The organism is Bradyrhizobium elkanii USDA 76 (assembly GCF_023278185.1).
GTDB classification, from domain to species: Bacteria; Pseudomonadota; Alphaproteobacteria; order Rhizobiales; family Xanthobacteraceae; genus Bradyrhizobium; species Bradyrhizobium elkanii.
Window position 1 is genome coordinate 8,833,513 of the sequence record NZ_CP066356.1, and the last position, 21,159, is coordinate 8,854,671.

Here is a 21,159-nt window from a genome sequence, read left to right on the forward strand (position 1 = left end):
GAATCCGATCCACCGCCTATGCGTGGGCCCGCGAACGCTGGCTCAATCTCTTTGCCAGGATCCGCAAATCCTCGGGGCGCCCGCTGCAAAGCAGGCGGCTGAATTCGTCAGGATCGATGGAGGCAGGCGGAAACTCGGCTGGTTTGCTTGCGGCCCGGCGTAGCCAGGTCAATCGGAAGAGACGCTTGAGCATCTTCATGGTTGTCAGCCCCGATGAGCGTCATTGTTAAATCGCGGCAATGAAATTTGGTTCCACCTCTTGTGGTCGCTCGGCGCGGAATTTCGTTCAATGCCGTCAGGCGAGCAGCGCCTTGCGCTTTCGCACCCGCGCAATGGAGCGCTGAACCGCGGTGCGATCCAGCGCCCCGTCTTGCACCGCACCCGCGACCGCCGCGGCGATGCCGGCCATCTCCTGCTCCTGGTCGAACAAATTGTTGCCGATGCAGATCATGTCCATGCCGGCGGCGATCGACTGCAGGCTGGCCGCGCTTGTGCCGAGCGCCTTCTGCAGCCCCTGCATCTGCATGTCGTCGGTGATCAGCAGCGTCTCGGGCAGGCGGCGGCGAAGCCGGCCGAGCCCGGCCGATGACAATGTCATCGGATGCTGCGCGTCCCACTGCCGGACGATGGCGTGGCTGACCAGCACCGCATCGCCATAGGTGCGCGGCGCCAACGTGTAGAACAGCTCCTCCTGCTCGGGACGCAGCGCATCGGAAATGTCCATGAACTCCAGGTGCGAATCGACGTTTGCACCGCCGATGCCCGGAAAATGCTTCAGGCAAAGGCCTACGCCCGCCTGCCGCGCCGCAGCGTCGACCAGCCGGGCATTGGCCTCGACCTCACCGGTATCGGGCGAATAGGACCGCTTGATCCTGCCGATGTTGGGATTGTCGGGATTGTAGTCGACGTCGATGACAGGCGCGAAATTGTAGCGGATGCCGAGCCGGCGCAGCTCGCCATAGCTTGCGGCGAGGACTGCCTGCTTTTCCGCGCGCGCGAGCAGATTGAACTCCTTCGCGCTCGGCAGCGGCTGAAAACCGCAGCTGTCCTTGAGCCGCCGCACCAGGCCGCCCTCCTGGTCGATGAAGACCAGCGGCCGCGACGGCAGCGCCGCGATCTCGGCGCAGAGCGACTGCACCTGCGCCGGCGAGGCGATATTGTTGTCGTACTGCCGGGTCTGGCAGGAGTAGTCGAACAGGATCACCCCGCCGAGCCCGAATTGCGCGGCAAATTCCTTCAGCCAGGGCGGAATGACCTTGCCGTAGAAGCCGAGAATGAAAAGTTCGCCGACGGACATGGCCGCTCGATTCGGTTGCCGCATGGAATCAGCCGCGCCCGATGGAATAGCACGCTGCGGCGGCGGTAAGAATATGACGCAGCTTGCTGCTCGACTGCGTTCCCCGTGCTCGCATCACTATGTTAAGACACGCCGGCGGGCCTCGATCGCCTGCCACGACACAAGGACTTTCGGAAACGCCCATGACAGCAGCTTACGTCCCGCAAATGGCCCTTTACCGCCAATGGCTGAAGCAGACGCGCGGCCTTGAATTTGCGGATTTCGAGGCGATGCGGCGCTGGTCGGTCACCGATATCGACGGCTTCTGGCAGAGCGTGTGGGATTATTTCGACCTGCGCTCGCCGACGCCGCATTCGGCGGTGCTGGCCGAGCGCAAGATGCCGGGCGCGGCGTGGTTTCCCGGCGCTTCGGTGAACTACGCGCGCCAGGTCTTTCGCCATGTCGCGCCGGCACATGCCGCAGGACTGCCGGCCCTGATCTCCAGCGGCGAGGACGGCAAGCTCTCCGAGACGAGCTGGCCCGAGCTGCAGCGCAAATCGGCGGCGCTGGCGCTGCATCTGAAAGCTAATGGCGTGCGCGCCGGCGACCGGGTCGCCGCTTACTTGCCGAACATTCCCGAGACGATCATCGCGTTCCTCGCGACCGCGAGTCTGGGCGCGGTCTGGAGCGTCTGCGCGCCCGACATGGCGGCGCCCGCGGTGATCGATCGCTTCAAGCAGATCGAGCCGAAGGTGCTGATCGCCTGCGACGCCGTGACCTATGCCGGCCGCCGCCACGACCGGCAAGGTGTGATCGAGGAATTGCGGCGCGCGCTGCCGACCGTGCAGCATGTCATCCTGCACAGCGACGCCGCGCCGTCCGAGACGCGACTGTCATCGATCCTCGCGGGCCGGAGCGCGGAGATCGACGCCTTCGAGCCGGAATGGCTGCCGTTCGATCATCCGCTCTGGATCGTCTATTCTTCGGGCACCACCGGATTGCCGAAGCCGATCCTGCACAGCCATGGCGGCATCATCGTCGTGGCGCTGCCGCTCTCGACGCTGCACAACGACATCGGCTGCAGCTATCAGCCAAACTCGTTCGGCGAACGCTTCCACTGGTACTCTTCGACCGGCTGGATCATGTGGAATTGCCAGGCCAACGGCCTGCTCAACGGCACGACCTGCTGCATTTTCGACGGCAGTCCCGGCGGCACCAAGGACAAGCCGGACTGGACCACGCTGTGGCGCTTCGTCGCCGACGCCAAGGCCACCTTCTTCGGCGCAGGGGCGGCGTTCTTTGCCAATTGCACCAAGGCGGAGATCGATCTCGCAGCCGTCGGCGACCTCTCGGGCCTGCGCACGCTCGGCTCGACCGGCTCGCCGCTCAGCGCCGACACCCAGGCCTGGTTCAACGAGCGCTTCGCCGCGCTGGCGCAGCAGAACGGCAACGCCGCGCAGGCCGATATGTGGTGGGCCAATATTTCCGGCGGCACCGACTTCGCCGGCGCCTTCATCGGCGGCAATCGCGAATTGCCGCAGACGCCGGGCATCATGCAATGCCGCCTGCTCGGCTGCGCGGTCGAAGCGTTCGACGAGCAGGGCCGCGCGGTGATCGACGAGGTCGGCGAGCTCGTCTGCACCGAGCCGCTGCCCTCGATGCCGCTGCGCTTCTGGAACGATCCCGGCAATGCGCGCTACCTTTCCAGCTATTTCGAGACCTATCCCGACAATTTCGACGGGTCCGGGCGCGGCCCGGTGTGGCGGCATGGCGACTGGCTCAAGATCAACCCCGACGGCTCCTGCGTGATCTATGGCCGCAGCGACGCCACCATCAACCGCCATGGCTTGCGGATGGGCACCAGCGAGCTCTATTCCGCGATCGAGGCGCTGCCGGAGGTGCTGGATTCGATGGTCGTCGACCTCGAATATCTCGGCCGCGACAGCTACATGCCGCTGTTCGTGGTGCTGCGCGAGGGCATTGCGCTCGACGCCGCGATGAAGGAGAAGATCAACAAGGCGGTCGAGGCCGGGCTGTCGCGCCGCTTCCTGCCCAACGACATCTTCGTCGTGGCGGAGATTCCGCGCACGCTGTCCGGCAAGAAGCAGGAGCTTCCGGTCAAGAAGCTGTTGCTCGGCCATCCCGTCGAGAAGATCATCAACCGCGACGCGATGGCCAATCCGGGATGCCTCGACTGGTATCTCGATTTTGCGAAGAGCTATCTGAGCAAGCAGGCCGGCGCGGCGTAACGGCCGCCGAATGCCCCTCGCGTTTGGGATCTCACGACATGTCTGCACCCAGCTACATCGACCCGCTCAACGGAAAGCTCTATCCGCTGGATATCCCGCGCTGGTGCTCCGACGAGGGCAAGCCGCTCCTGATCACGCCGCTGCCGGGCATCTCCCGCGACGACATCGATCGTGGGACGCGGTCGCTGTGGCGCTATCGCGCGGCGCTGCCGGTCGAGATCAGGCAGCCGATCACGATGGGCGAAGGCTGCACGCCTGCCGTCGAGAAGGCGTGGGATGAGCTGCGGCCGCATTTCAAGCTCGAATGGTTCAATCCGACCGCAAGCTTCAAGGATCGCGGCACCACGGTGATGCTGTCGTTGCTGCGCCAGCTCGGCGTCGATGCGGTGCTGGAAGACAGCTCCGGCAATGGCGGCGCGTCGGTTTCAGCCTATGGCGCGGCCGGCGGCATGCGGGTCAAAATCCTTGCGCCGGCGACGACGTCGCCGATGAAGGTGGCGCAGATGCACGCCTTCGGCGCCGAGGTGCAGCTGGTCGAAGGTCCGCGCGAGGGATCCGAGGCGGAGGCGATCCGCCAGTCGAAGCAGATCTTCTACTCCAGCCACAACTGGCAGCCGTTCTTCCTGCAGGGCACCAAGTCGCTGGCCTACGAGATCTGGGAAGATTTCGGCTTCACCGCGCCCGACAATGTCATCATGCCGGTCGGCGCCGGCAGCAGCCTGCTCGGCTGCTATATCGGCTTCAAGGAGCTCCTCGCGGCCGGACAGATCACGCGGCTGCCGCGCCTGTTCGCGGCGCAGCCGCTCAACTGCTCGCCGGTCGACGCCAGCTTCGCCGCCGGCGTCGACACGCCCATCGATCGCGCGGTCCGCAAGACCATCGCCGAGGGCACCGCGATCAAGCACCCGCTGCGGCTGAAGCAGATGATCGCGGCGCTGAAGGAGAGCGGGGGCGGCACGGTGGCAATTCCCGAAGACGGCATCGTCGCCGCGTTGAAGCGGCTGGCGCGCAGCGGCCTGTTCGTCGAGCCGACCTCGGCCTCGGCCGCCGCCGCGCTCGACGTCCTCAAGGCGCGCGGCGCGATCCGGCCGGCGGAGCGCACCGTCGTCATCATCAGCGGCACCGGGATCAAGGCGGCGGGGCTGATCACGGAGCTGCTCGGCGGCTGACGGCGATCGCCGGCATCATCCTGCCGCGACCACCGCACCCGCCAGCGGGGCGTGAGCCCGCCCGATATTGTCGAGGAACTGGCGCACGCTTTCCTGCCAGGTAAACGTCAGGGCGTGGGCACGGCATTTTTCGCGCGGCACCAGCAGCGCGCCGAGCGCCGCACGACGCAGGTCGTGATCGAGACATCCGCATCCCGATCGGCCGATCACGTCGAGCGGCCCCATCACCGGATAGGCTGCGACCGGCAGGCCACAGGCCAGCGCCTCGAGCATCACCATCCCGAACGTATCGGTCAGGCTCGGAAACACCATGACATCGGCCGACGCATAGGCATCGGCCAGCGCCTGGCCGGTCCGTGTCCCGAGAAAATGCGCCTGCGGAAATCGGGCTTGCAAGCTGCGGCGCAGCGGCCCATCCCCGACCACGACTTTCGACCCCGGCAGGTCGAGAGCGAGAAAGGCTTCGAGGTTCTTCTCGATCGCGACGCGGCCGACATAGAGAAACACCGGCGCCGGGAAGGCGAGCGGCCGCTCCGCGCGGGGACAGAACAGCTCGGCATCGACGCCGCGCGACCACGGCATCAGCTTGCGGAAACCATGCGCCTTCAGCGCCTGCTCGAGCGATGGCGAGCCGACCATGATGCCGTCGCCGCCATTGTGGAAGCGGCGCAGCGCCGCATAGCTCCACCGTAGCGGGACCGGCAGTCGCGCGGCGAGATATTCGGGAAAGCGGGTGTGATAGCTGGTCGTGAATGGATAGCCGCGCGTCCGGCAGACATGCCGGGCGATCCAGCCGATCGGGCCTTCGGTTGCGATGTGCACCGAGTCCGGGCGCGCGGCCGCGATCGCGCGCGCGATGCGCCGGACCGACGGCAGCGCGAGCCGGATCTCCGGATAACCGGGCAGCGGCACGGTGCGGAAATCGGCCGGCGTCAGGAAGCTGATCGTTGCGCCGAACGAGGGCGCCTCTTTGGCGAGGTATTCGAGCGAACGAACCACGCCGTTGATCTGCGGACGCCAGGCGTCGGTCGCCACCAGCACACGCATCAGCCGACCGCCTCCGATGCCGCGGCGACATACTCAAGCGTGTGCGAGCCTCGCCGCACGCTAAACGGCAGCGCTCTCATGCGCCCTCCTCGAGCGGCAGGTGCGGGGGAAGCGCAAGCGGCGGCGCGACGCTCCGCGGCGCGAGCGAACGCTTGTAGAGGCGAAATCCCAGCACGAGCGCGACCTCCACCGCGATCAGGATGACCACGACCCAGAAGCCGAGGCTGACCGGATCGTGACCGCTGCCGCGCAGCGCATAGCCCAGGCTGAGGAACGGCATGTTCCAGATCACGGTGCCGATCGCCGTCGCCGTCACGAACGCACGCGGCTCCAGCCGCAGCACGCCGGCGGGCAGGGCCAGATAGATCCGCACGGTGGGCAGGGTCTGGCCGATCAGCGTCACCCAGAAATGATTGCCGCGATAGGCGTCGGTGAGCTGCCGGTAGAGCGAAGGCCGCAGCAACACGAACTTGCCGAAGCGCGTCACCAGCCGCTCGATGCGGCGCGAGCCGAGCGCGCGGCCGAGCCCGTACCAGCCGATCGCACCGACGACCGACCCGGCGCTGGTCGCCAGGATCGTCATCGCGAGCGTCGTGCCGTCGGAGACCGTCAGGCCGAGCAGCATCAGCAACACATAGGACGGCAGCAGCGGAATGAACTTCTCGGTGAGGGCGAGGCAGCCAATGCCCACCAGGCCGAAATGCAAAAAGACCGCGATCGTGCTCGACGTGTCCATGACGGCCTCGATCACATGTGGGGGTGGCGGCGGCTGATCCGATACACGGAAGCCGGAGGCAGGTTGCGAAACGTCTGTCCGATGCAGCTCGCCTGCAGATCGAGGCGATCCAGGATCGCGTCTGCGACGGGACAGCGCGGGCCATAGGTGATCTGGTAGAACGCGCCATCGGGCCGGAGATAGCCGAAGGCGCCGGCAAGGATCGCCGTGACCTTCTCCGGCGGCATCATGAGAAGCCCGAGGCCGCTCACGACCGCACCGACCGGCGCCCCGTCGAACAGCCTCTCCCTCTGCAGCCAGGCCGCATCCATCCAGAGCACTCGCGCGCCCGGGAAGCGCCGCTGCAGCAGCGGGATGAACTCGGAACCGTACTCCACCAGCGTCAGATCCCGCTGCCTGACGCCGCGCTCCAGCAGCGCGCGGGTGAAGACGCCGGTGCCGGGACCGAGCTCGATCACGGGGCCGGTGTCTGCCGTGATCTCCTGCACCATGAGGGACGAGACCGTCGGCCCGGACGGCGCGACTGCAGCGACAGCCAGCGGATTGCGCACCCAGGCCCGGAAGAACGGCAGGATATCAGCGGCCGACATGCTGAAGCTCCCGCACGATGTGCGCATTGCCGGTCTGGCGCTGAAGATCAATGAGCAAAGCCATTCAAATGTCTTTCGCATTGCGGGTACCCCACGATCGCGCGTGGAGATTCCCGCCGGTTGAGCCGTGTCGGCCGGCAATGGGAAACGATTCGACCCGCTCCGGCAGGCGCTTTCGTCTCATGCGAAGCTTGCGTCAGCCTGTCGCGAATCCGCCCGTGTGCGAGATTTCGATCCGCGACGCATTGGCGCGGAGCAAATCGCAAGGTTGCCGCAATGAATGGGACATAAACCGGCAAATCGAGAGACGAAACGGTGCAGGGATAACGACGACGAATGCGAGTGCTGTTGGTGGAGGACCAGCCGGACATGGTCGCGGCGTTGCGCGCGGCGCTCGCACGCCACGACATGCTGGTCGATCATGCGCCGGATCTGTTGGAAGCCGAGGCGATCGCCGCAGCGGGAAGCTACGACGCGATCGTGCTCGACCGGCAATTGCCGGACGGCGACGGACTGTCGCTGATTGCGAAATTGCGCGCGAGCGGCAATGCCGTACCGGTGCTGGTGCTGACCGCCCGCGGTGAGCTCGCGGACCGGGTCGCGGGTCTCGACAGCGGCGCGGACGATTATCTCGGCAAGCCGTTTGCGTTCGAGGAGCTGCTGGCTCGATTGCGGGCGCTGTTGCGCCGGCCGGCGGGCGTGCAGCAACACGCCGCGCGGATCGGGCGCTTGTCGTTCGACTTCACCCATCGCGAGGCCAGCGTGGACGGACGTCCCCTGGAACTGCCGCGTCGCGAACGGCTGGTGCTCGAGAGCCTGCTGCATCGAATGGGACGCATGGTGCAGCGTTCTGCGCTGATGGAGGCGGTCTACGGCCTTGACGACGACGTGCAGCCCAATGCGCTGGACAGCCATGTGTCGCGTCTGCGCCGCAGGCTCGCCGAGGCCGACGCCGGCGTCACCATCAATGGCGTGCGTGGCCTCGGCTATGTGCTGCGGGAAACACCGTGAGCGTATTGCGACCGCGATCCCTCACCTGGCGCCTGGTCGGCCGCCTCGCAGGCCTGCAAGCCGTCACGTTGACCCTTCTGATTCTCGTGATCGGCGCCGTCGCGATCGGGCTGCTGCGGGCGGGGCTGCTGATCGGCGAGTACGAAGGCAGCACGCTCGATACGCTGCGAGACGCTCTCACGCGCAATGAAGCGGGCCGCCTGATGTTGCGCGAAACGCCGGAACTGGCCGCCCTGCGTGCCGAGCATGCCGATCTGTGGTTCATCGTTCGCGACGCCGAGGGACAACAGCTGTCCGAGGGCATGGTGCCAACGCAATTGGCGCCGATCACCTCGGCCCTCGATCATGTGAGCGAAGCGCGGCTCAAATGGAACGCTGCGGAAACCGCGCGGCCTGCCGGGCTCGTCAAATGGGTCGATACGCCGGCTGGACGGCTCCAGATCCTGACCGGCACATACGGCGAGCTCTCGATGTGGCGAGCACTGGAGAGCACGCCCCTGCTATTCCTCAACATGATCCTGCCGATCGTCGTGCTGATGACGCTGGCGACGCTGGTCGCGACCCCGTTCGTGGTGCGCCGGGCCATGACGGGCCTTGCCCAGGTCGCAGCGCAAGCCGAACGCATCGACATCGACCAGCGCGGCGTGCAGTTGCCGCTCGATACGGTGCCGGTCGAGATCGTTCCGCTGGTCAAGGCCATCAATGCCGCGCTCGGTCGCCTCGACAAGGGCTACGAACGCCACCGGCGCTTCCTCGCCGCGGCCGCACACGAGCTGCGGACCCCGATCGCAATTCTTTCGGCACGGGTCGCCTCGCTGCAGGCCGGACTGGAGAAAACCCGTCTGCTCGAAGACGCCACCCGCCTCAGCGTGCTGGCCGGGCAGTTGCTCGACCTGCAACGGCTCGATCAGCAAACCGATACGTTCGTCGAAGTCGATCTCGTCGGCATCGCCCGGCAGGTCGTGCTCGATCTGGCGCCGCTCGCCTTCGCGGCGGGATATGAAATGTCCTTTGAACAGGAGGACGAGGCTGTCGTCGTTTCCGGCGACCACACCTCGCTGGAACGTGCCCTCACCAACCTCGTGCAGAACGCCATCGACCACGGACAGCGGCGCGGCACGATCCTGGTTCGGGTGACGACAGCCGGCCGGATCGAGGTCCACGACGACGGCAACGGCATTCCGCCCGACGAGCGCGAGCAAATCTTCGAGCCGTTCCGCCGGCTGCATCCGGGCGGGCGCGGCGCCGGCCTCGGCCTCGATCTGGTACAGACCATCATGCGGCTGCACGGCGGCCGGATCGAGGTCGATCGGGCGCCGTCCGGCGGCGCCTGCATGCGAATGGTGTTTGCGACGGTTCAGCCGTCCTGCTGATCGCGCGGATGCGGCCACGGCGAGCGCCGCGAAACGAGAGTCCGCACCGATGGTATCGGAACGGCACTCTCGTTGGTTGTTTTGGCGCGTTTTCCTTGTCCAGGTCGTTCGGAAGCCTAGCCCGCCTTGCGCAGCCTCAGGGATTCGTAGAACGCGGTCTCGAAATTGATGTAGCCGATAAAGGACGTCGGATCGCCAAACGGCAGGATCTGCGTCGCCCAGTATCCGCCAAAACCGTTCTGCCGATCGATCCAGTAGAACAAATTGGCGAGCCCGGCCCAGCCGAGCGCGCCGGCGGGGCGGCCGGTCGGAGCCTGCTCGTCATTGATCATGAAGCTCAACGCCCAGGACTTCGACTGACCGGGGAAGAACTCGGCGTCGTTGGCAAGTGACGTGATCACGCCGGTGATCGCGGTGACCCTGTTGTTGCCGAGATGGTTCTTCTCCGCCATCCGCACGGTCTCCGCCTTGAGGACACGCCCGTGCTCGCCGGCGCCGTCGTTCAGCCACATCCGGATGAAGCGCATGTAGTCGCCGATGGTCCCGTAAAGCCCGTGGCCGCCCATGTGGATTTCGGGCTTGGCCGGCAATTCGAAATCCATCGGCGTGAGCGAACCGTCGGCGTTGCGGGCGTGGATGCCGGCAAGCTTGCGGCGCATCGCATCGGTGAGCTCGAACGTCGTGTCCATGATCCCGAGCGGCTCGAAGATCCGTGTCTTGAAGAGTTCCCCGAGCCGCCTGCCGGTGATGGCCTCGACGATCTGGCCGCACCAATCCATGTTGGTGCCGTATTCCCAGCGCTCGCCCGGATCGAACAGCAGCGGCGTCATCAGCGAAGCCTTGGACGCCGTGATGACGCTGGGCTGCCCCTTCTCCTGCGCCAGCCGGTTATAGGTGTGATTGATGAAGTCGTAGCTCAGACCCGCGCTGTGGACCATCAGCATGCGGGTGGTGATGTCGCGTTTCGGTGGACGCAGCCGTGGCTCGCCCTTGTCGTCAAAGCCTTCGATCACCTGGAGCTTGCCGATGTCGGGCGCGTAGGTCCTGGCGGGCGCGTCGAGATCGAGCTTGCCTTCCTCGACGAGCTGAAGGACGGCCGTCCCGGTGATCGCCTTGGTGGTCGAGAAGATTGCGAACACGCTATCGGCCGTCATGTCGGCGGGCTGGTCGAGGCGGCGCTTGCCGGCAGCACCTTCATAGATGTTGCGATGGCGGTCAGTCACCATCGCCACGACGCCGGGAACGCGCGGGCTTGAAGTCACGACGCCGTCAAGGATTGCATCGGCGGCTGCACTGAAATTCGTGCTCATTGTCTTCCTCCACATTTTGTAATGTTGACCTGCGTAGCCCGGATGAAGCGAAGCGAAATCCGGGATCGTGATTTCGGGCGTTCCCGGATTGCGCTTCGCTCCATCCGGGCTACGAAATCAGCCCTACTGCGTGGCGAAGCCGCGATAGCCGCTGGCGGCGACCTCGTCGCATTTCTGGCGGTAGGTGCCGACACCGCCGCAATAGGACAGCACCCGGCGCGGCTTGCCCTCGACATTCGAGCCCAGGTACCAGGAGTTGGTCTTGGCGATCAGTGTTGCGTTGGCGGTCTCGTCGTGATGCGCCACCCACTGATCCTCGGTATCCCTGGTCGGCTCGATGACGTTCAGGTTCTTGCCACGCAAATATCCGATGCAATCGGCAATCCACTCCACTTGCTGCTGCAGGCATGTGGTCATGTTGCAGAGTGCGGCCGAGGGCGCGAGCGGCACCGCAGTGGTGAACAGGTTCGGGTAGCCATGGACCTGCAGGCCCATCGTGGTGCGGATATCCCTGCCCCAATCGTCCTTCAGCGATCGCCCGTCGCGGCCGCGGATGTCGATGCGCGTCAACGCCCCCGTTCCGGCGTCGAAGCCGGTCGCCAGGATGATGACGTCGAACTCATGCACCGTGCCGTCGGCGGTCTGGATGCCCTCGGGCGTGATGCGGGCGATCGGATTGTTCTTGACGCTGACGATCTCGACATTGGGCCGGTGGAAGGCCTCGAGGAAATTGCTCTCCAGCGGCACCCGGTGCGTGCCAAAACCATAATCGGCGGGAATCAGCAGTTCGCACAGCTTGGGGTCCTTGATCCGCTCGCGCATCTTCTCGCGCACGAATTCGGTGATCTCAGCGTTGACGGCTTCGTCGAAGAACAGTTCGGCGAAGGACGAGACCCACAGCTTCAGGGATCCGTCGTTCCAGCAATCCTCGATCACCTGGCGGCGCTGCTGTGGCGTCAGGTCGGCCCAGGCATGCTCGAAGTCGAATTCGAAGCCGGTGAACGTCTTGGGCAGCCGCTCGGTGAGGAACTTGAACTTCGACTTGTAGGCCTCGGCATCCGACGCATCCCATTTCGGGTTCTTCATCGGGATGATGTATTGCGGGGTGCGGATGAACACCTTGAGGTGGCCGACCTCACCGGCGATCGACTGGATCACCTGGATTCCGGTCGCGCCGTTGCCGACCACGCCGACGCGTTTGCCGGCGAGCTCGATCGGCCCCTTGGGCCAGCGCGCGGTGTGGAACAGCTTGCCGTTGAACGTCTCCTGTCCCGGGAAGGACACGTGCGGGGCCGAGAGCATGCCGCAGCAGGTGACGAGGAACTGGGTATCGATCACGTCGCCCTGATCGGTCGCGACCAGCCAGCGTTGCGTCGCCTCATTGAAATGCGCGCTCTTCACCGTGGTGCCGAACTTGATGTCCTTCCTGAGGTCGAGGCGGTCGGCGACGTAGTTCAGCCAGCGCTCGATTTCCGGCTGACCCGGGAATCGTTCGCTCCAGCTCCAGCCTTTGTAGAGCTCCTCGGAGAACAGGTACTGATAGGTGTGGCCTTCGGAATCGAAGCGTGCCCCGGGATAGCGGTTCCAGTACCAGGTGCCGCCGACGCTGGACCCGGCATCGATCGCCTTCACACTCAGCCCCTGCTCGCGCAGGCGGAACAATTGATAGAGACCGGCGACGCCGGCGCCGACGACCACGGCGTCGAGCTTGGTCGTTGCATGCGCACCATTGCTTCCATTCGATCTCGTGACGGTCTCCGTCATGGTTTCCTCCTGTATCCTGCTTCACACACGCTCCAATCGCCGGCGTCGCCGGGTGATGGTGCATTGCGTCAATTTGGTCTCGGCCGCTGTCGCCGAAACGCAGAGCAGGCTACGGGCCGCTCGACCGAACGGCTTGGATGAAACCAACAATCTCTGGAACGCTGCCGTTCAATTGCCCGACTGGCCATTGGTCTCCTTGGCAAACGGCGAAAGCGGCCTATTCTGCGCTCCGCCATCCGGCCAAGAACAAGCGGTCAACCGCGCCACCAATCCTAGGGAGGAGGCTCGCGCGATGGGCCAGTTGATCACGGTCGAGGAGCTGCCGCGCTACGCTCCCGGCGAGCTGAAGCTGGATAGCGCCTCGGTCGGGAGGAACGATTTCCGGCTGCGCATCTTCCGCTATGCGCCGTCCGACATCTGGGTCCCGCCATCGGAGAACTTCCTCCTCGTGCTCTATCGCGACGGCACGACGTCGATGAACCGCCGTGTCACCGGCGCATGGAAGCAGGATCACGTCGGTCGCGGCGTCACGTCGCTCATGACGCGCGCAGAGCCGTCAAGCTGGCACTGGAAGAATGACATCGAGGTCAGCCATTTCTACATCTCCCCTGCCCTCATGACGAAGACCGCGAGCGATGCCTTCGACCGCGACGCCGAAACGATCGAGATTCACGACCTGCTCAAGGTCGAAGACCCGATGCTGACCTGGATCAACGATCAAATGGTCCAGGAAGTTGCCGCGGGCGGTCCCGGTGGCCGGCTCTGCTATGATGCGCTGGCGCTGCAGGCGAGCGTGCACATCCTGCGGAAATATGCGGCGATCGAGTTCAAGATGCCCTGCGCGCAAGGACGCTTTCGCCCGGCGCATGCCCGGCTGATCGAAGACTATATCGAGCAGAACATCTTCCGGAACATCACGCTGGAGGAGCTCGCGAACATCTGCAATTGCACGCCGGTCCAGTTCGCCCGCAAATTCCGCGTGCATTACGGCATGCGGCCGCACGCCTATGTCCTGCGGCGCAAGGTCGAGCATGCGTGCCAGCATCTGCGCAAGGACCGCGTCGCGCTGAAGGAGATCGCGTTGCTCGCCGGTTTCGCCGATCAAAGCCACCTCAATCGCGTCTTCCGGCAGCACATGAACGTCACGCCGGCGGAATATCGCCGGCAGGTCTGCGAGCACACCGTCCAGGCGTGAGACTGGGCCAGCGACGGCCTCACACCGGCGGCGGATTGAGGCGCGCAAAACCTTCCTGGATTCGGTAGGGGTAGTACGGATAGGCCGGCATCACCGCGCTCGCGCGGTCGAGACGCGCGATCTGGTGCGCCGAGAGCGACCATCCGACTGCGCCGAGATTGTCGCGAAGCTGTGCCTCATCGCGCGCGCCCATGATCACCGACGATACGCTCGGCCGCGTCAGCAGCCAGGCAATCGCAACCTGCGGCACGCTGCGGCCGGTCTCGGCAGCCACAGCGTCCAGCGCATCGACGATGGCATAGAGCTTCTCGTCGTCGACCGGCGGCCCGAACTGCGCGGTCTCGTGCAGGCGGCTGTTGGTCGGCAACGGCTGGCCGCGCCTGATCTTGCCGGTGAGGCGGCCCCAGCCGAGAGGGCTCCAGACCAGCGCGCCGACGCCCTGGTCGAGCGCGAGCGGCATCAGCTCGGATTCATAGTCGCGGCCGACCAGCGAATAATAGACCTGGTGCGCCACATAGCGCGGCCAGCCGTGCCGCTCTGCGACACCGAGCGATTTCATCAGATGCCAGCCGGAAAAATTCGAGGCGCCGACATAGCGCAGCTTGCCGGCACGCACGAGCGCGTCGAGCGCCGACAGCACCTCGTCGACCGGCGTGAAGGCATCGAAGGCATGAAGCTGCAGGAGATCGATATAGTCGGTGCCGAGCCGCTGCAGCGCAGCGTCGACCGCGGCGACGAGACGGTATCGCGACGTGCCGGCATCGAGCGGACTGTCGCCCATCGGCAGGCCGGTCTTGGTCGAGATCAACACCTGGTCGCGGCGGCCCTTGATCGCGGCGCCGAGGATCTCCTCCGACGCGCCGTTCGAATAGACGTCGGCGGTGTCGAACAAATTGACGCCGGCCTCGAGGCAGATGTCGATCAGCCGTCGCGCCTCGCTGGCGCCGCTGCGGCCCCAGGCCGAAAACAGCGGTCCCTGTCCACCGAACGTGCCGGTGCCGAAACTGAGCACGGGGACTTTCAGGCCGGATGCACCGAGATTGCGGTATTCCATGGTCATGCTCCCTTGATCCGATTCATTCCGCCGGGCACTGCGCGGCGAGCGCGATCGGCCGATCGAGCCGCAGGCTCCACAGCGCAAGCACCAGGCCGATTGCAGTGATGACGGCGGCCACCAGCGGCAGCGCGCCGAGGCCAAGGCCGCGATCGATGGTGACGCCGCCGGCCCAGGCGCCGAGCGCGTTGCCGAGATTGAAGGCCGCGATGTTCAGGCTGGAGGCCAGCGTCCGTCCTTCGACGCCGGCGGCTTCGAGCACGCGGAGCTGCAGCGGCGCGACGGTCGCGAACGCGGCGATGCCGAGAACGAACAGCAGCACGACCGCCAATGCCTTGATCGAGACGACCGCCGTCAGCGTGACGAGCACGGCGGCGAGGCCACCGAGCGACACCAGCAGCGCGCGGGCAAGTCCCTTGTCGGCGAGCCGTCCGCCCGCGACGTTGCCGATCGCAAGGCCGGCACCGAACACCAGCAGGATCGGCGACACCGCGGCGTCGGAGAAGCCGGTGAGCCGCGTCAGGATCGGCTGCACATAGGTGAAGACCGCGAACAGCCCGCCGAAGCCGAACACCGTCATGGCAAGTCCGAGCAGGACCTGCGGGCGGCCGAGCACGGCGAGCTCCTCGCGCAGCGGCGCGGGCTTGTCGTTGGCGCCGACATGGCCGGGGACCAGCACCGCCAGCACGATGAACGCGATCACGCCGATCGCCGCCACCGCCCAGAACGCCGCGCGCCAGCCGAGCATCAGGCCGAACCAGGCGCCGAAGGGCACGCCGAGCAGGGTCGCGAGGGTGAGCCCGATAAACATCGTGGCGATTGCCGAGGCGCGCTTGTCTTCCGGGACGAGGCTTGTCGCCACCACCGATCCGACGCCGAAGAAGGTGCCGTGCGCCAGCGAGGTGAGAATGCGCGCCGCCATCAAGAGCCCGTAGCTCGGCGCCAGCGCACACGCCGCATTGCCGAGCGTGAAGATCGCCATCAGCGCCAGCAAGACCGCCTTGCGCGGCATCCGCCGCGTTGCCAGCGTCAGGATCGGCGCGCCGACGAACACGCCGAGCGCATAGCCGGAGATCAGCAGGCCAGCCGCGGATACCGATACCTGCATGTCGGCGGCGACCTGCAGCAGCAGTCCCATGATGAGGAATTCGGTGGTGCCGATGCCAAAGGCACCGGCGGTCAAGGCAAGGACTGCAGCAGGCATGTGTCGCTCCGGACAAAAGGATTCCGCAAAGCGAGATAGCGGTCCGGGCCGGGAAGGATTAGAATGGCCGCAATCCAATCATTTGTGACTTGAATTCAAGATGGCCCGCACAGACACCAACCGCTCCGGCGAGATGGACGTATTCGTCCGCGTCGTCGATCTCGGCGGCTTCACGGCTGCCGCGAACAGCCTGCGCCAGACGCCGTCCGGCGTCAGCAAGCTGGTCTCGCGGCTCGAGACGCGGCTCGGCACGCGGCTGGTCAACCGCACCACGCGCAAGCTGCAGCTCACCGAGGAAGGCCAGGCCTTCTACCAGCGCGCCCAGCGCATCCTCGCCGATATCGACGAGGCCGAACGCGAGGCCGCCTCATGCGTGCCGCGCGGCCATCTCACCGTGAACAGCAACATCCCGTTCGGCATGCTGCATGTGATGCCGCTGCTGCCGCGCTTCATGCGCGAACATCCCGACATCACGCTCGACATCGTGCTGACCGACACGCTGGTCGATCTGATGCAGGAGCGCGCCGACGTCGCGATCCGCGCCGGGCCGCTCGGCGCCTCACGGCTGATCGCGCGCAAGCTCGGCACCAGCCGCATGGCGGTGGTCGCCGCGCCGTCCTACCTCTCCCGCTTCGGCACACCGAAGACGCCGGCCGACCTCGCCGCCCATCGCGGCATCGGCTGGACCTTTCCGCGCAGCATTCGCGGCTGGCCGTTCCGCCGCGCTGAACGGATCGAGGAAGCGCTGCCGCCGCCGGTCGCCCGCGTCAGCGACGGCGAAGCCGCGCGTCAGCTCACGCTCGGCGGGATCGGACTGGGCCGGCTGGCGCTGTTCCACATCGGCCCCGACATCGAGGCCGGGCGTCTGGTGCCGGTGCTGCAAAACCTCAATCCCGGCGACCGCGAGGACATCCATGCGGTCTATGTCGGCCATGCCGGCCCGCTGCCGGCGCGGGTCCGCGCTTTCATCGATTTTCTCGCACAGCACATCCGCATCGGCGATCCCTCGCTGCGGCGCGGCGCTGATGGAAGATGGAAAGTCGTGGGCGACAAGTGAGCATGCGATGACGCACGAGCCCCCGGCCTTCCAGTCCGTCACCGAAACGATCCGCATCGCTACCGAGCCAAAGCATGTGTGGGACGCGATCATGGACCCCAATGCGGGCGTGAGATGGCGCAATGCGCATTTCAGGACCGATTGGCGGATCGGCGCGCCGATCGAGATCGAGGCGGAGATCGGCGCAAGGCGCTATCGCGACAAGGGCCGCGTCCTCCATGTCGAGCCGCCGATGCGGCTCGCATACTCCTATTGGTCGCAGGTCTCCGGCCTGCCGGATGTTCCGCAATCCTATGCGACGATCACGATGACGCTCGTGCCTGACGGCGGCGAAACGGTGCTGACCGTCACCCAGCAGGTGCCGCCTTCGCCGATCCGCCGCGGAAGCGGCTGGGAAATCGGGCCCGACTCAGGCGCCAAACACGTTGCCTTCTACTGGCGCATGACGCTGCCGCGCCTGAAGCACGCGGTCGAGCAAGGACGCGCCCCGCAGTAGCGCGCCTAGGCCCGCTTCAGCAGGAAGAGCTGCGTGACATAGGGGAACACCACTTCGTCGGCGTCGCCGAGACCGGCCTCACGCAGGATGCTGCCGGTCTTGTCGCGCAGGATCGCCTTCTCCGCATCGGGGAGATTGGCGACATAGCTCGTCGATGCGATGCGCTCGAAGACATCCTGTCGCCTCATCCGGTGCGGATGATCCTGCACGATTTCCCTCTCGAGCACGAAGCGCGGGTCCTTCAGGATCCAGCGCCAGCGTCCGGTCCGTTGCCGGGGCGTGTCGCCCGCATAGCCCTCGATCATGACGGACAACGCCTCGACCCACGGCGTGCGGTCATCCCGGTTGTTCCAGACCAGCGCAAGCGTCCCGCCGGGATGCAGCAGCCGCGCGATCTCGGCGACCGACGCCTCGTTGTCGAACCAGTGAAACGCCTGGGCGCAGGTGACGAGGTCGACGCTGCCGGTTTCGAGGTTGATCGCATCGGCGCGCGCGTTGATGACCTCCACCCCGGCTTCCCTGGCCAGCCTGGCCGACATCTCGGCGACGGGCTCGACCGCGACGAGGTGCGCTGTCGCGGGCAAATGCTGCAGCAGCAGGCGGGTGAACTTGCCGGTTCCGGCACCGAGGTCGACGACACAGCGCGCGGCCGCAAGCGGCAGCGCGGCGACGATCTCCGCAGGGTAGCTCGGTCGGCCCGCCTCGTAGGCGGCGACCGCGACACGATAGTTCTCGGCAGTGGGGTTCAGTGTCATTGTTGCTTCTCCTGCGTGCCAACCGTCCGCGGTGCGATCCGCGGAACGGTATAGAGCAGCGCCTGCACAGGACTGGAAGAGCGCGTCGATTCAAAATCCGCTGAAGACCTCTCACCTTTGCGTCAGCGCGCAGCTCCGCTACCCCCTGTTGAAGGTGCACGCATTTTGAATGATTGGCTTCGGCGGGTTTCGCATGGCAACCTTTACGCGCTTGTGTTGCGTCAACGGCGCAGTTCCAGGTTGCAAGTTGCGGTTGGCTGAACGACAGTTCGCGATGGCGGACGCGGTCTGTCGCGCTTGTGCGGGACAAGCCCGATCCCGCCCCGCACCGGAGCGACCATGCAGCGATCCAGGGCAGTCTTCATCACGGCGACCGTCTACGCCTTGATCGGCCTCGTCCTCGCCGGCGGCGGCATTTGGCTCGCCGCATTGGGTGGATCCATCTTCTACATTGTCCTCGGCGTCGGCGTTCTCGCCACGGCTATGCTGCTGCTGGCGCAACGCCATCAGGCGTTATGGCTGTTTGCGATCGTGCTGCTCGGCACGCTGGCGTGGGCCGTCTATGAGGTGCGGTTCGACTGGTGGCCGCTCGCGGCGCGTGGCGACGTCGTCTTCCCCATGGCGCTTTGGTTGCTCACGCCGGTGATCGTTCGCGCCCTGACACGAAGCGGCCCGGTGCCTTACATGCGCGCGACGGCGCCGCTCTGGATCGGCGTCATCGCTGCTGCGGCGGTGCTCATCGCCGGGCTGCTGTCCAGCTATCACGACATCAACGGCACGATTGCCGAGTCCGGCTCTGCCGCGCCGCAAAGCGAAGCCGACCCGCAGCCGGACGGCGACTGGCGCGCCTATGGACGCACGCAATTCGGACAGCGCTATTCGCCGCTGAAGCAGATCACGCCTGACAATGTCGGCAACCTCAAGGTCGCCTGGACCTTCCGCACCGGCGACGTGGCGACGCCGGAGGATTCCGGCGAGACGACCTTCGAGGTCACCCCGATCAAGGTGCGCGATACGCTCTATCTCTGCTCGCAGCACCAGGTGCTGTTCGCGCTCGACGCCAAGACCGGCACGGAGCGCTGGCGCTACGACCCCAAGCTCGTGCACAACAAGACGTTCCAGCACATGACCTGCCGCGGGGTCTCCTATCATGAAACCGCGCAGGGCGCCGTCGACAGCAGCGGCAATCCAGCGCCGGCCGAATGCCCGCGGCGGATCTTCCTGCCCGTCAATGACGGCCGCATGATCGCGCTCGATGCCGACAGCGGCAAGCTCTGCGAGGGTTTCGCCGATCACGGCATCCTCGACCTGCAGGAGGGGATGGGAATCAAGACCGCCGGCTTCTTCGAGCCGACGTCGCCGCCGGTCGTCAGCGACAAGATCCTGGTCGTGGCCGCCGCGGTGATCGACAATTATGCGGTCGAGGTGCCGTCGGGCGTGATCCGCGGCTTCGATGTCTACACCGGCAAACTGGTCTGGGCCTGGGATTCCGGCGCGGCGGACGAGAACGCATTGCCGTCGCCGACGCGGCACTACACCAACGGGTCGCCGAATTCCTGGATCACGGCCTCGTTCGATCCGAAATTGAATCTGGTCTACATCCCGACCGGCAACAACGGACCGGACATCTGGGGCGGCAATCGCGATGCGCTGGTCGAGCGCTATTCCAGCGCCATCGTCGCGCTTGATGTCAACACCGGCAAGCGCGCCTGGTCGTACCAGACCGTGCATCACGATCTCTGGGACATGGACGTTCCCTCGCAACCGAGCCTGGTCGATGTGACGACGGCCAAGGGCGTCGTTCCCGCGCTGATCCAGCCGACCAAGGTGGGCAACATCTTCGTGCTCGACCGCAGGACCGGCGAGCTGATCGTGCCGGCGCCGGAGCGCGCGGTGCCGCAAGGGCCGGCGCCCGGCGACCGCTCGGCACCGACCCAGCCGTTCTCCGAACTGACCTTCCGCCCGGAGGCGAAGCTGACCGGCGCCGACATGTGGGGCGGCACGATCTTCGACCAGCTACTGTGCCGGATCATGTTCCACCGCTTGCGCTACGAAGGCACCTTCACGCCGCCGTCGTTGCAGGGCACGCTGGTCTTTCCGGGCAATCTCGGCATGTTCGAATGGGGCGGCATCGCGGTCGATCCGGTCAGGCAGATCGCGATCGCCAATCCGATGTCGCTGCCGTTCGCCTCAAGACTCATTCCGCGCGGCCCGCAGAATCCTCCGGCGCCGACCGCCGAGAAGCCGGTCGGCAGCGAGGTCGGGGTGCAGCCGATGTATGGCACGCCGTTCGGGGTGGGTATCTCGAGCTTCCTCTCGCCCTTCTCCGTGCCGTGCTACCGGCCGCCATGGGGCTCGATGGCCGCAATCGACCTGAAGACGATGAAGATCGTCTGGCAACATCCCAACGGCACGATCCGGGACACCACGCCGCTGCCGCTTCCATTCAGGATGGGCGTGCCGATGCTGGGCGGTCCGATCACCACCGCCGCCGGCGTTGCGTTCTACACCGGGACCTATGAGTACACGATCCGGGCCTACGATGTGCGCAACGGCAAGGTGCTCTGGGAGGATCGCCTGCCGGCCGGCGCCCAATCGACGCCGATGAGCTACGAGGCTGGCGGCAAGCAATACGTCGTCACCGCGGCCGGCGGCCACGGCTCGTTCGGCACCAAGCGCGGCGACTACGTCATCGCCTACGCATTGAAGGATTGAGCCGCTTCATCGGGGCCGTCATTTTCCTTCTCCTTCCCCCTGAAAGGGGAAAGGTCGGGATGGGGGTCAGCCGCAGGCGATGCTCTCTACGGAGGGAGCGGATCCCCACCCACTTTGCTCTGGTGAGCAAAGCGACCTCCCCTTTCCAAGGGGAGGTG

The 21,159-nt window shown here is 65.9% G+C and carries 18 protein-coding genes; 9 read left to right on the forward strand and 9 right to left on the reverse strand.

Going from position 1 to position 21,159, the window contains the following annotated elements:
• Nucleotides 1-295 precede the first annotated feature (295 nt).
• Nucleotides 296-1,297, reverse strand: a complete 1,002-nt coding sequence (locus tag JEY66_RS41745; protein WP_016845172.1) for a glycoside hydrolase family 3 N-terminal domain-containing protein — start codon at nt 1,295-1,297, stop codon at nt 296-298.
• A gap of 182 nt (nt 1,298-1,479) precedes the next feature.
• Between JEY66_RS41745 and JEY66_RS41750 the strand changes: the two genes are divergently transcribed.
• Both JEY66_RS41750 and JEY66_RS41755 read left to right on the forward strand, forming a co-directional pair.
• Entirely contained in the window at nt 1,480-3,525 is a 2,046-nt protein-coding gene (locus JEY66_RS41750) for an acetoacetate--CoA ligase (protein WP_038378399.1), read from the forward strand.
• A 38-nt stretch (nt 3,526-3,563) separates the two neighbouring features.
• Complete coding sequence (locus JEY66_RS41755; RefSeq protein WP_018269412.1) at nt 3,564-4,694, forward strand: threonine synthase; 1,131 nt, start codon at nt 3,564-3,566, stop codon at nt 4,692-4,694.
• 15 nt (nt 4,695-4,709) lie between these two features.
• Here JEY66_RS41755 and JEY66_RS41760 read toward each other — a convergent pair whose 3' ends face one another.
• The 3 genes from JEY66_RS41760 to JEY66_RS41770 form a co-directional block, all read right to left on the reverse strand.
• Entirely contained in the window at nt 4,710-5,741 is a 1,032-nt protein-coding gene (locus JEY66_RS41760) for a glycosyltransferase family 4 protein (RefSeq protein WP_016848324.1), read from the reverse strand.
• Nucleotides 5,742-5,817: 76 nt separating this feature from the next.
• Nucleotides 5,818-6,477: a DedA family protein gene (locus JEY66_RS41765; RefSeq protein WP_038376871.1), complete on the reverse strand. Its 660-nt coding sequence runs from the start codon at nt 6,475-6,477 to the stop codon at nt 5,818-5,820.
• A gap of 11 nt (nt 6,478-6,488) precedes the next feature.
• Nucleotides 6,489-7,067: a class I SAM-dependent methyltransferase gene (locus JEY66_RS41770; protein WP_016848322.1), complete on the reverse strand. Its 579-nt coding sequence runs from the start codon at nt 7,065-7,067 to the stop codon at nt 6,489-6,491.
• Here JEY66_RS41770 and JEY66_RS45240 point away from each other — a divergent pair.
• From JEY66_RS45240 to JEY66_RS41780, 3 genes are all read left to right on the forward strand, one after another.
• Nucleotides 7,066-7,191 (forward strand): hypothetical protein, encoded by a 126-nt coding sequence (locus tag JEY66_RS45240; RefSeq protein WP_016848321.1) that lies wholly within the window; start codon nt 7,066-7,068, stop codon nt 7,189-7,191. The two genes, JEY66_RS41770 and JEY66_RS45240, sit on opposite strands and share 2 nt — an antisense overlap.
• 212 nt (nt 7,192-7,403) lie before the next feature.
• On the forward strand, nt 7,404-8,078 hold the full coding sequence (locus tag JEY66_RS41775) for a response regulator transcription factor (RefSeq protein ID WP_016848320.1): 675 nt from the start codon (nt 7,404-7,406) through the stop codon (nt 8,076-8,078).
• A gap of 5 nt (nt 8,079-8,083) precedes the next feature.
• Nucleotides 8,084-9,451 carry a sensor histidine kinase gene (locus JEY66_RS41780; protein WP_016848318.1) on the forward strand — a complete coding sequence of 456 codons (1,368 nt, stop codon included), beginning with the start codon at nt 8,084-8,086 and terminating at the stop codon, nt 9,449-9,451.
• 116 nt (nt 9,452-9,567) lie between these two features.
• On the opposite strand, the gene acmB is transcribed toward JEY66_RS41780, so the two are convergent.
• Both acmB and JEY66_RS41790 read right to left on the reverse strand, forming a co-directional pair.
• Nucleotides 9,568-10,761 carry a methyl acetate hydrolase AcmB gene (gene acmB, locus JEY66_RS41785; RefSeq protein WP_016848317.1) on the reverse strand — a complete coding sequence of 398 codons (1,194 nt, stop codon included), beginning with the start codon at nt 10,759-10,761 and terminating at the stop codon, nt 9,568-9,570.
• Between the two features lie 123 nt (nt 10,762-10,884).
• Nucleotides 10,885-12,525 carry a flavin-containing monooxygenase gene (locus tag JEY66_RS41790; RefSeq protein ID WP_016848316.1) on the reverse strand — a complete coding sequence of 547 codons (1,641 nt, stop codon included), beginning with the start codon at nt 12,523-12,525 and terminating at the stop codon, nt 10,885-10,887.
• Nucleotides 12,526-12,817: 292 nt separating this feature from the next.
• On the opposite strand from JEY66_RS41790, the gene JEY66_RS41795 reads away from it, so the two are divergent.
• Nucleotides 12,818-13,720 (forward strand): helix-turn-helix transcriptional regulator, encoded by a 903-nt coding sequence (locus JEY66_RS41795; RefSeq protein ID WP_016848315.1) that lies wholly within the window; start codon nt 12,818-12,820, stop codon nt 13,718-13,720.
• Nucleotides 13,721-13,739: 19 nt separating this feature from the next.
• On the opposite strand, the gene JEY66_RS41800 is transcribed toward JEY66_RS41795, so the two are convergent.
• Together JEY66_RS41800 and JEY66_RS41805 are read right to left on the reverse strand one after the other, a co-directional pair.
• Nucleotides 13,740-14,774, reverse strand: coding sequence for an aldo/keto reductase (locus tag JEY66_RS41800; RefSeq protein WP_026192105.1), 1,035 nt, complete (start codon nt 14,772-14,774; stop codon nt 13,740-13,742).
• Nucleotides 14,775-14,796: 22 nt separating this feature from the next.
• Nucleotides 14,797-15,978 (reverse strand): MFS transporter, encoded by a 1,182-nt coding sequence (locus JEY66_RS41805; protein ID WP_018269411.1) that lies wholly within the window; start codon nt 15,976-15,978, stop codon nt 14,797-14,799.
• Nucleotides 15,979-16,078: 100 nt separating this feature from the next.
• On the opposite strand from JEY66_RS41805, the gene JEY66_RS41810 reads away from it, so the two are divergent.
• Both JEY66_RS41810 and JEY66_RS41815 read left to right on the forward strand, forming a co-directional pair.
• Nucleotides 16,079-17,035: a LysR family transcriptional regulator gene (locus JEY66_RS41810; RefSeq protein ID WP_018269410.1), complete on the forward strand. Its 957-nt coding sequence runs from the start codon at nt 16,079-16,081 to the stop codon at nt 17,033-17,035.
• 7 nt (nt 17,036-17,042) lie between these two features.
• Nucleotides 17,043-17,531 carry an SRPBCC domain-containing protein gene (locus JEY66_RS41815; protein ID WP_016848302.1) on the forward strand — a complete coding sequence of 163 codons (489 nt, stop codon included), beginning with the start codon at nt 17,043-17,045 and terminating at the stop codon, nt 17,529-17,531.
• 5 nt (nt 17,532-17,536) lie between these two features.
• On the opposite strand, the gene JEY66_RS41820 is transcribed toward JEY66_RS41815, so the two are convergent.
• Nucleotides 17,537-18,286: a class I SAM-dependent methyltransferase gene (locus tag JEY66_RS41820; protein ID WP_016848301.1), complete on the reverse strand. Its 750-nt coding sequence runs from the start codon at nt 18,284-18,286 to the stop codon at nt 17,537-17,539.
• A gap of 339 nt (nt 18,287-18,625) precedes the next feature.
• On the opposite strand from JEY66_RS41820, the gene JEY66_RS41825 reads away from it, so the two are divergent.
• Nucleotides 18,626-21,001 (forward strand): glucose/quinate/shikimate family membrane-bound PQQ-dependent dehydrogenase, encoded by a 2,376-nt coding sequence (locus tag JEY66_RS41825; RefSeq protein ID WP_018269409.1) that lies wholly within the window; start codon nt 18,626-18,628, stop codon nt 20,999-21,001.
• Nucleotides 21,002-21,159 lie beyond the last annotated feature (158 nt).